Source organism: Sphaerisporangium sp. NPDC051017 (assembly GCF_040683095.1).
In the GTDB taxonomy this organism is placed as follows: Bacteria; Actinomycetota; Actinomycetes; order Streptosporangiales; family Streptosporangiaceae; genus Sphaerisporangium.
In genome coordinates this window covers 57,001-66,719 of sequence record NZ_JBFBCI010000049.1, presented here as the reverse complement: position 1 = coordinate 66,719, position 9,719 = coordinate 57,001, and the positions used below count along the sequence as shown (strand labels likewise).

Below are 9,719 nucleotides of genomic sequence, written 5' to 3'. Positions count from 1 at the left end.
TCAGGACGTGGAGACCTCGGGGCTGCCCGGTCTGTGAAGCGTCAACCCCCGCGCGCCGCTTGACCGCGACGCGACGGGAGAACCTCCGGCCTTCAGGCCGGGGAGGAGTTCAAGCCCAGCGCGCGGCGTCCGGCAACCACCTCGCCAAGGTCAAGGTCACCGCCACCTCCGAGAGCGACCCCACCAAGCCGTCCACTGCCGGCTGCCAGATGGTGGGCCTCTGAGCGCTCCCACCCCACCCCACCCCTGAAAGTCGCGGATGATCTACCCACCCCACCCCCTATGGGGTGAGGCTTGGGGGCCAATCTTTCACGTTGTACGGACGCGCCCACCGGCCCGCTACCGGTGGGCGCGCCCGCGTGTCCAGGGAGGGTGACATGGCGCACATCGAGTTGGGTAACGAGTCTCCCGGCATCAGCGGGCTGATGGAATACCGGCTGGAGACCGGCCGGGTGCTGAGCAGCCTCGCCGAGGTCCTGCTCCGCGCAGACGAGACGATCGACCGCGACGACAACACGCTGACCCGAGGGGAGCGCGAGCTCATCGCCGCCTACGTGTCGTCGCTCAACCAGTGCAAGTTCTGCTCGACGTCCCACGCCGCCTTCGCCGCCGCCCAGCTCCCTGGTGGCGCGGAGGTCGTCGTCGACACGTGCACGGACCTCGACACCGCTCCGGTGTCGGACAAGGTGAAGGCGCTGCTGCGCGTCGCCGGCGCCGTGCAGCAGACCGGCAAGGCCGTGACGCCGGAGCTCGTCGCCGCCGCGCGCGAGGCCGGGGCCACCGACCTGGAGATCCACGACACCGTCCTCGTCGCGGCGGCCTTCTGCATGTACAACCGCTACGTCGACGGGCTCGGCACCTGGGCCCCGGACGACGCCGCGGGCTACGAGGCCGCCGCCCAGAGCATCGTCGCCGAGGGCTACATGGCCCGCTACGAGGAACCCGCCGTCTGACCCCCGCCCCACCCTCGATCTCGGCTGTTCCCGGCTCGGGTCTCCACTCCGGAGATCCGAGCCGGGCCGTCTTCCGGGCTCAGCGTGCGGACCGTGTGCGGCCCGCGCCTGGCGCCCTTGCTTGGGGCCCGCTTTGTGTGCGCGCACGACACCAGGCGCCGTCGATGTGGTTCCCTATGGCGACAAGCGGACCGCCGCATGGAAAACTGGCCGCATGGACAGGCTGGACGACACCGCGATCACCACCCGGCTGGCCGAGGTGCCCGAATGGCGGCGCGAGGGCGACGAGATCCGGAGGACGGTCACGGCACCCGACTTCCGCGCGGCCATCGCCATCGTCAACGACGTGGCCGAGCAGGCCGAGAAGCTCAACCACCACCCGGACATCGACATCCGGTGGCGGCGCCTGCACCTCGTCCTGACCACCCACGACGCCGGCGGCCTGACCGACCTGGACTTCAAGCTCGCCGCGAGGATCGACGCCATCGCCGCCGACCATGGCGCATGACGGCCCCGCGTTCTTCGCCCTGAAGGACGCCGAGTTGGTCCCCGCCCCGCACGCCCGGGGCCCCTGGTCTCCCGACATGCTGCACGGACGGCTGCTCGGTGGCCTCGCCGCGCGGGCGCTGGAGGCCGAGCACGGCGACCCGGAGTTCCGCTTCGCTCGCCTCACGGTCGACCTGTTCCGCAACAGCCCCCTGCTCCCGTTGCGGGTCGAGACCACGCGCGTCAGGGAGGGCCGCCGCATCCGCGTGGCCGACGCCGTCGTCACCACCGAGCAGGGCCCGGTGGCCCGCGCGAGCGCCGTCCTGCTGCGCCGTGCCGCCCAGCCCCCGGGCGAGGCCTGGCCGCCGCCGTCCCTGGAACCGCCGGACCTGACGGTGCCCGGCGCCCCGGGGGACTGGAACCTGCCGTTCGACTTCTGGCGGGCCGACGGCTGGTCCGGTCCCGGGCCGTACACCGCGTGGGTGAGAGAGACCCGTCAGATGGTGGAGGGCGAAGAGTTGTCCCCCTTCGTCCACGTCGCGCTGGCGGCCGACTTCGCCAGCCCGCTCACCAACTCGGGCACGGCGGGCCTGCACTTCATCAACGCCGACTACACGATCACCCTCGCCCGTCTGCCGGTGGGCGAGGCGATCGGGCTGGAGTCGCGAGGCCACCTGAGCGACGACGGCATCGCCACCGGCTCCGCGACGATCCACGACGTCCAGGGCCCTATCGGTTTCTGCCAGGTGACCGCCGTGGCGAACGCGGCGACACCTTCGGCCGCTGAGGACGCCTCCCGTCCGTCCCCGCGTCACTGGACGGACCTCTCCGGCCTCTCCGGTCGGAGAGGTCCAGGCGGGGCGTCGCGGTAGGTGATCTCCGTCCGGTACGGGCGCAGGCCGCGGCGGGTGTGGTTCACCGCCGCGCCCCGAACATTCAGGCGAAGAGGTCTGGGGGAGGGGTGGGGGCCAGGACGGGGTCGCCGTCTTTGATGGGGGGCGCGCCGGCGACGAAGTTGGTCAGGTCGTCCTCCGCGATCAGGCGGGCCTGGGTGAGGCCGCCGGCGGCGCGGCGGGTCAGGGGGGCGATGGGCAGGGGTGACGGCGACGCGGCGATGATCAGGTTGCCGAACCTGCGGCCGCGCAGGACACCCGGCTCGGCGAGCAGCGCGGCGTGGCGGAACGTTCCGCGCACGGTGGCGACGACGCGGCGGGCGAACGCCAGGCCCTTGCCGTCGGCCAGGTTGACCAGCAGGGTGCCGGAGTCCTTGAGCACGCGGGCGATGTCGCCCATGTACTCGGCCGTGGCGAGCTCCAGCGGCATGACGGCCCCGGTGAAGGCGTCCAGCACGAACAGGTCGGCCGAGGCGTCGCGCAGCCCGGTGGCGCCGCTGCGCCCGTCCGTGACGCGTATCTTGAGCGAGGGCACCGATCTCAGCCGCAGGCGCTCCCTGACCAGCCGGACGAGGGCGCCGTCGGGCTCGATCACGATGTGCCGCGACCCGGGCCTGGTCGCGGCGATGTACCGGGGCAGCGTGCAGGCGCCCGCGCCCACGTGGACCACGTCCAGCGGGCCCTCGTCGATCACGTCGATGACGTCGGCCATCAGCCGGACGTACTCGAACTCCAGGTACGTGGGGTCCTCCAGGTCGACGTACGACTGGGGGACCCCGGCCACGCTCAGCAGCCACCCGTTCGGCCGGTCGAGGTCGCGCAGCAGCTCGACCTCCCCGGAGTCGATCGGGTAACGCCCCGGCGCGGGGGTCGTCTCCTTGGGCTTGCCCACACGCTCTCCCACGCGTTCTGGTATATCCCTATGTGCCCTGCCCGGCACCTTTGGGAGAACCGTATGCGCCACCGAGGAGTGCTCGCTCTCGTTGTGGTGAGCACAGCCATTCTCGTCGCCGCCCTGACCGCCGCCGTCGTCACGGACGCGCGGCGGGTGACGGGTAGCCCCGAGCAGACCGGCCGGGCCTACCTCGACGCCTGGGCCGGAGCGAACCAGACGCAGATGCGCGACCTGGTCGCGTCCCCGCCCGCGGACTTCCTGGAGGTCCATCGGCGGCTCAGCTCCGACCTGCAGATCCTGTCGATCAAGCTGACCGCGGGCGCCGTGGTGCGCCGCGGCGAGGACGCCGCCGACATGTCCTTCGACGGGGTGCGGCAGGTCGGTGAGCTGGGCCAGTGGAGGTTCTCCTCGGTGCTGCACCTGGCGGTCAGGGACGGCGCGTGGAAGGTCGTCTGGACGCCCCAGACGCTCATGCCGGGCATCGGCTCCGACGAGAGGCTTCGGCTGTCGAAGATCACCGTCCCGGGCACCGAGCTGCTGACCCGGGAGGGCAAGCCCCTGCCGCACGACAGCGGCGCCGACGCCTACTTCAAGGAACTGGCCGGCAGGATCGACGACCTGGAGAAGCGCCCGGCGACGGGCTGGGCGATCGAGGCCGTCTCGGCGAAGACGGGCGGGGCCAGGAGGCTGATCGTGTTCCGCCACGCCATGGACCGCAGCTTCAGGACCACGCTCGACTGGTGGACGCAGGCCGCGGCGGCGCGGGCGCTGGACGGAGCCGGCGCGCCGGCCGCGCTCGTCGCGGTCAGGCCCTCCACGGGCGAGGTGCTGGCCGTGGCCGACCGGCTGCCGGGCCAGGGCGCGTTCTACACGCCCGCCCCGCCCGGCCCGGCCTTCGAGATCGTCACGGCGGCCGCGCTGCTGAGAGACCGCCTGGCCCCCGGCGCGCGGGTGGGCTGCCCCGCCAGCTACACCGTCCCGAAGGGCCCGACCTTCGGCAATGCCGGGGACCAGGACCACGGGACCGTGACGGTGCGGCGGGCGTTCGCGCTCTCGTGCGACACGTCGTTCACCCGCCTCGCGGCCGAGCGTCTCAAGGACGGCGGCCTGCGGCGGGAGGCGGCGGGGTTCGGGTTCGGCGGAAAACTGAAGTCGGGCCTCGGCGGGGTCTGCGGGTCGATACGCGCGGCGGGCGACCCCGGGGAACTGGCCGCGGACGCCATCGGCGGGAACTCCGTGCGGGCGACCCCGCTGTGCATGGCGTCGGTCGCGGCGGCGGTCCAGAACGGTGCGTGGCGCCCGCCGAGGCTGATGTCGGAGCGCGCGGTCGCCCGCCTGGAGAGCGGCGGCCTGCCGAAGCCGAAGAAGCTGCCCGCCCCGGTGGCCGTCTCGCTGCGGACGATGATGTCGGCGGTCGTGACCGGCGGGACGGCGGCGTCGGCCGGGCTGCCCGCGGGGACGGCAGGGAAGACGGGTACGGCCCGGTCCGCCTCGGGCGGCGAGCACGCCTGGTTCGTCGGGTACCAGGGGGATCTGGCGTTCGCGGTGTTCGTCGAGGGCGGCGGCTCGGGGGCGGACGCCGCCGCCCCGATCGCCGCGCGTTTCCTCGGCGCCCTCTGATCGCGCCGACGTCGAACATGCCCATCGTCTGAGCGGGCCGGCTTCTGAGTACGTGGGTCGCAAACCCACCCCAAGCGCCTCAATGGGCCCAGAAAGCCCCAGGAGCCTCGTACAGGGCCGAAGGGCGCCTCAGACGGTCGCGGGCTCGCGGGCGAGGCGGCGTACGGCCAGCTCGGCGTACAGGGCCGCGCCGTCGGCGAGGACGGCGTCGTCGAAGGAGGCCTCCGCCGAGTGGTTGTAGGCGGCGCGGGCCGGATCGACCCCTGTGGGGCACGCGCCCATCGCGACGAACGCGGACGGCACCTCGTCGCAGACGAACGCGAAGTCCTCGGCGCCGGTGAACGGCTGCGGGGCCCGGATGAACCGGCGCTCGTCGTCGAAGACCTCGCGGACGGTCGTGCCCACGAAGTCGGCCTCGGAGGCGTCGTTCACGGTTACCGGGTAGCTGATGTCGTAGCGGGCCTCGACGGAGAGGCCGTGCGCGGCGGCGATGCCGTTCAGCAGGGTGAGGATGCGCTCCTGGATACGGGCGTGCGTCCCGGTGGAGAACGACCGCACGGTCGCCTCGAACCGCGCCTCGTCGGGGATGACGTTGTCGGTGGTCCCCGCGTGGAAGCTGCCGACCGTGACGACGACCGGGTCGAAGACGTCGAACGCCCGCGTCACCATCGTCTGCAGCGCGGTCACCATCTCGCAGGCCGCGGGGATCGGATCGCTGGCGCGGTGCGGCGTGGAGCCGTGCCCGCCCGCGCCGCGGACGGTGACGATGAGCCGGTCCGCCGCCGCCATGATGGGGCCGCCCCGGCTGACGAACACGCCCTGCGGGAGCACCGAGCTGATGACGTGCAGCGCGTAGGCGGCGACGGGACGCGCGCCCGCGGCGTCCAGCACGCCCTCGTCGATCATGATCTTCGCCCCGCCCGCGCCCTCCTCGCCCGGCTGGAACATGAAGACGACGTTCCCGGCGAGCCGGTCGCGCCGGGCGGCGAGCAGGTGGGCCGCCCCGGCGAGCATGGTGGTGTGCAGGTCGTGGCCGCAGGCGTGCATGCGCCCGGGCAGCTCGGAGACGACGGCGCCGCCGCGCTCGGTGACCGGCAGGGCGTCCATGTCACCGCGGAGCAGGACCGTGGGCCCGGGACGCGCGCCGCGCAGCACGGCGGTGACCGAGCTGAGGCCCTTGCCCGTCGACACCGTGAGGGGCAGCCCGGAGAGCGCGGTGAGCACCTTCTCCTGCGTCCTCGGCAGGTCGAGGCCGAGCTCGGGCTCGCGGTGCAGCGCGTGGCGCAGGCGGACGAGCTCGCCGCTGAGTTCGTTGGCGTCTTCGCGGAGTGACACCCGCGTCTCCTCTCGGCCCTGTCACGGACATGTCCCCGCATCGTCCGCGCGTTCAAACGATATTGCCTGACTTGACGCCTGGTGGACAGCTTTTGGACCTGCCTTGGTCTGCTGTCGTGACCTTTCAGGATAGGACGGAAACGTGGTGATGGAGGCGGAGATATTTCGACTTTGGAGGGCGACATGCGCGACGTCAGTGGTCAGGCGGCCCCGGGGATGACCGGCCGCCAATGGTGGGTTCTCGCGGTGCGCGGGGCCTGCGCGATCGTATTCGGCATCCTGGCCATCATCTGGCCGCTCATCACGCTCCTGACCCTGGTGGTCCTCTTCGGCATCTTCGCCATCGTGAGCGGGATCTTCACGCTCGTCGGCGCCTTCCGCGGCCACCACCCCGGTGGCTCCAGGATGTGGATGATCGTCGCCGGCGTCCTCGGCGTCATCGCGGGCATCATCGCCTGGATCTGGCCGGGCATCACGGCGTTCGCGCTGCTCATGCTGATCGCGGCCTACGCGGTCGTCATCGGCGTGTCCGAGATCATCGCGGCCCTGCGGCGCCGCAAGGCCGGCGAGACCGAGTGGATGTGGGTGATCACCGGCGTTCTCTCGGTCATCTTCGGAATCCTGCTCTTCGTCTGGCCCGCCCCCGGCGCGCTCGCCCTGACCTGGCTGATCGGGATCTTCGCGATCGTGTACGGCGTCTCGCTGCTGGTGCTGGCCTACCGGGTCCACGACCTCGGCCACCGCGGGGCCGCCGGCACGGCCGCCCACGCCATGTAGGGACGTCCGACGTTCCGGCGACGTCGCGGGGACGCCGGTGGGGCGAAGAATTTTCGACGCACGACGCCGTGGCCGGAAAGTCTTCACATAATCACAGACTCGCGGGGAATAGTTCGGGTACGACCTTCCATCGACCCAGGAGGGCCCATGAGCGTCCTCGACCGCCTCGCACGTCACCTGCTCGTCGACGGTTACCGGCTGGAGCTGGATCTCGAGCGCAGCGGCGGGTCCTGGATCGTCGACGCCGGCACCGGTCGCCGCTACCTCGACTTCTACACGTTCTTCGCCTCGGCCCCGCTCGGCGTCAACCCGTTCGACGACGACCCCGAATTCATTTCCCTGCTCGGCAGGATCGCCGCCAACAAGCCGGCGAACTCCGACCTGTACAGCGTCCACCTCGCCGACTTCGCCGAGACCTTCGCCCGCGTGCTCGGCGACCCCGAGCTGCCCCACTTGTTCTTCGTCGAGGGCGGAGCGCTGGCCGTGGAGAACGCCCTCAAGTGCGCCTTCGACTGGAAGAGCCGCCACAACGAGGCCCGCGGCCGCCCCCGCGAGCTGGGCACCAAGGTGCTGCACCTCACCCGGGCCTTCCACGGCCGCAGCGGCTACACCCTGTCGCTGACCAACACCGAGCCGATCAAGACCGACCGCTTCCCGATCTTCGACTGGCCGAGGATCGACGTGCCCGCGATCCACTTCGGGGACGTCGAGGCCGCCGAGCGCAGGGCGCTGGCCCAGGCGCGGGACGCCTTCGCCGCCCACCCGCACGACATCGCCTGCTTCATCGCCGAGCCGATCCAGGGCGAGGGCGGCGACAACCACATGCGCCCGGAGTTCCTCCAGGCCATGCAGCACCTGTGCCACGAGAACGACGCGCTGTTCGTCCTGGACGAGGTGCAGACCGGCGCCGGGCTCACCGGCACGCCGTGGGCCTACCAGCAGCTCGGCCTCGCGCCCGACATCGTGGCCTTCGCCAAGAAGGTGCAGGTCGGCGGGATCATGGCCGGCCGCCGAGTGGACGAGGTCGAGGGCAACGTCTTCCAGGTGAGCGGGCGGATCAACTCGACCTGGGGCGGCGGCCTGACCGACATGGTGCGCTCGCGCCGCATGCTGGAGATCATCGAGCGGGACGGACTGATCCCGCGCGCCGCGAAGGTCGGGGAGCGCCTGCTGGGCGGGCTGCGGAAGCTGGAGGCGACCTTCCCCGGGCTCGTGCGCAACGCCAGGGGCAGGGGCCTCATGTGCGCGTTCGACGTCACCTCCGGCAGGGACCGCCTGGTCGCCTCGATGCGCGAGGACGAGGGCGTGCTCGTCCTGCCCTGCGGCGAGCGGTCGGTACGGCTGCGCCCCGCGCTGTCGGTGCGCACGGAGGAGATCGAGCACGGCCTGGCGGCGCTCGGGCGCGCGCTCACGGCGGCCCGCGACGCGACGACCGTGCCCGCCTAGGACTGTGCCAATTTCCGCGCCTTCGGCGCGGCGGTTCGGGGCGCCCCTTTTGGCGGCGTTCTTCCGCCCTCACGCGTGAGGACTCCAGAACACCGCCGCGCCCCGCTGTGCCTATGGCCGAGCCTCCGGCACGGCGGGTTCGGGGGGCGCCGTGAGCCCTCGCCACAGGCCGATGGCGGTCACCCGGGAGTCGGCGCCGAGCTTGGAGTAGATGCGGTTGACGTGGTTCTTGACGGTCTTCTCGCTGAGGAAGAGCCGCTGGGCGATCTCTCCGTTCGAATGTCCCGTCGCGATCAGGTCCATCACCTCGGCCTCGCGTTTACTCAACCCGGTGTGCGCGTGCTCGTTGTACCTGGCGTCATCGACACTCATCCGGCCTCCGGTGGCACGAATCTTGTCAGATCGCCGAGCCCCCCGCGCTGACGGCGTAGCGGTTCTGTGCGAGCATAGCCCGCCGTCCCATTCTTTGGGGTCGAGGCTGCCGGAGAAAGGCTAATTTCCCCGGTAGGGGTGGGGTTGTCCGGTAAAAACGCGATGGCCGGTCCGTCTGGACCGGCCATCGACCGTTGGGGTGAGTGATGGGACTTGAACCCACGACATCCAGGACCACAACCTGGCGCTCTGCCAACTGAGCTACACCCACCATGGCCGCTGATCGCGCGGCGGCACAGGAAAAGTGTAGCGGGCTTTGCGGGGTCCTGGCGCCGCGGCGGGTCAAGATCCGGTGATGGCCTCGGCGACTTCCCGTGCGGTGGCGGAATCGGGGCCCGGCTGCGGGACGAAAACCGCCGCGCGGTAGTACCTCATCTCCTGCACGCTCTCGGTGATGTCGGCGAGCGCGCGGTGCCCGCCCTGCTTGGCGGGGGAGGCGAAGTAGACCCGCGGGTACCAGCGGCGCACCAGCTCCTTGACCGAGGAGACGTCGACCATGCGGTAGTGCAGGTAGGCGTCGACGGCGGGCATGTCACGCGCGATGAAGGAGCGGTCGGTGGAGATGGAGTTGCCGCACAGCGGCGCCTTCTTGGGCTCGGGGACGTGCCGCCGGATGTACTCCAGAACCAGAGACTCGGCCTCCGCGAGCGTGACGCCCTGGCCGAGGACGGGGAGCAGACCTGAGGAGGTGTGCATCTGGCGCACGACCTCCGACATCTGCTCCAGGGCCTCCCTCGGCGGCTTGATGATGACGTCCACGCCCTCGTCGAGTTGGTTCAACTCGCCGTCGGTCACGACGCACGCGACCTCGACCAGCGCGTCACGGCCCAGATCGAGCCCGGTCATCTCACAGTCGATCCAGACCAGCAGGTCACTCATAAT

At 71.4% G+C, this 9,719-nt stretch carries 11 protein-coding genes and 1 tRNA gene; 7 read left to right on the top strand and 5 right to left on the bottom strand.

Annotation, left to right across the window (positions count from 1 at the left end):
• From AB0M95_RS30445 to AB0M95_RS30430, 4 genes are all read left to right on the top strand, one after another.
• Window positions 1-224, top strand: a 224-nt coding sequence (locus AB0M95_RS30445; RefSeq protein ID WP_363771835.1) for a hypothetical protein, incomplete at its 5' end; no start/stop codon positions are given.
• Between the two features lie 153 nt (window positions 225-377).
• Window positions 378-953 (top strand): carboxymuconolactone decarboxylase family protein, encoded by a 576-nt coding sequence (locus AB0M95_RS30440; protein WP_363771832.1) that lies wholly within the window; start codon window positions 378-380, stop codon window positions 951-953.
• A gap of 214 nt (window positions 954-1,167) precedes the next feature.
• Window positions 1,168-1,461 (top strand): 4a-hydroxytetrahydrobiopterin dehydratase, encoded by a 294-nt coding sequence (locus AB0M95_RS30435; protein WP_363771829.1) that lies wholly within the window; start codon window positions 1,168-1,170, stop codon window positions 1,459-1,461.
• Window positions 1,451-2,311, top strand: a complete 861-nt coding sequence (locus AB0M95_RS30430; protein WP_363771826.1) for a thioesterase family protein — start codon at window positions 1,451-1,453, stop codon at window positions 2,309-2,311. The genes AB0M95_RS30435 and AB0M95_RS30430 overlap by 11 nt, the downstream gene beginning before the upstream one ends.
• A 64-nt stretch (window positions 2,312-2,375) precedes the next feature.
• On the opposite strand, the gene AB0M95_RS30425 is transcribed toward AB0M95_RS30430, so the two are convergent.
• Window positions 2,376-3,236 carry a fused MFS/spermidine synthase gene (locus AB0M95_RS30425; RefSeq protein WP_363771823.1) on the bottom strand — a complete coding sequence of 287 codons (861 nt, stop codon included), beginning with the start codon at window positions 3,234-3,236 and terminating at the stop codon, window positions 2,376-2,378.
• 84 nt (window positions 3,237-3,320) lie between these two features.
• Here AB0M95_RS30425 and AB0M95_RS30420 point away from each other — a divergent pair, with 84 nt between their 5' ends.
• The gene (locus tag AB0M95_RS30420; RefSeq protein WP_363771820.1) at window positions 3,321-4,847 is read left to right on the top strand and encodes a penicillin-binding transpeptidase domain-containing protein; all 1,527 of its coding nucleotides are present in this window, start codon (window positions 3,321-3,323) and stop codon (window positions 4,845-4,847) included.
• A 129-nt stretch (window positions 4,848-4,976) separates the two neighbouring features.
• On the opposite strand, the gene AB0M95_RS30415 is transcribed toward AB0M95_RS30420, so the two are convergent.
• Complete coding sequence (locus AB0M95_RS30415; protein WP_363771817.1) at window positions 4,977-6,182, bottom strand: M20 family metallopeptidase; 1,206 nt, start codon at window positions 6,180-6,182, stop codon at window positions 4,977-4,979.
• A 183-nt stretch (window positions 6,183-6,365) separates the two neighbouring features.
• Here AB0M95_RS30415 and AB0M95_RS30410 point away from each other — a divergent pair, with 183 nt between their 5' ends.
• Entirely contained in the window at window positions 6,366-6,959 is a 594-nt protein-coding gene (locus AB0M95_RS30410) for an HdeD family acid-resistance protein (RefSeq protein WP_363771815.1), read from the top strand.
• Between the two features lie 147 nt (window positions 6,960-7,106).
• On the top strand, window positions 7,107-8,405 hold the full coding sequence (gene lat / locus AB0M95_RS30405; RefSeq protein WP_363771812.1) for an L-lysine 6-transaminase: 1,299 nt from the start codon (window positions 7,107-7,109) through the stop codon (window positions 8,403-8,405).
• A 111-nt stretch (window positions 8,406-8,516) separates the two neighbouring features.
• On the opposite strand, the gene AB0M95_RS30400 is transcribed toward lat, so the two are convergent.
• From AB0M95_RS30400 to orn, 3 genes are all read right to left on the bottom strand, one after another.
• Window positions 8,517-8,777 (bottom strand): response regulator transcription factor, encoded by a 261-nt coding sequence (locus AB0M95_RS30400; RefSeq protein WP_358512745.1) that lies wholly within the window; start codon window positions 8,775-8,777, stop codon window positions 8,517-8,519.
• Between the two features lie 195 nt (window positions 8,778-8,972).
• A tRNA-His gene (locus AB0M95_RS30395) sits at window positions 8,973-9,048 on the bottom strand.
• A gap of 71 nt (window positions 9,049-9,119) precedes the next feature.
• Window positions 9,120-9,716, bottom strand: a complete 597-nt coding sequence (orn, locus tag AB0M95_RS30390; RefSeq protein ID WP_363771809.1) for an oligoribonuclease — start codon at window positions 9,714-9,716, stop codon at window positions 9,120-9,122.
• Between the last annotated feature and the right edge of the window lie 3 nt (window positions 9,717-9,719).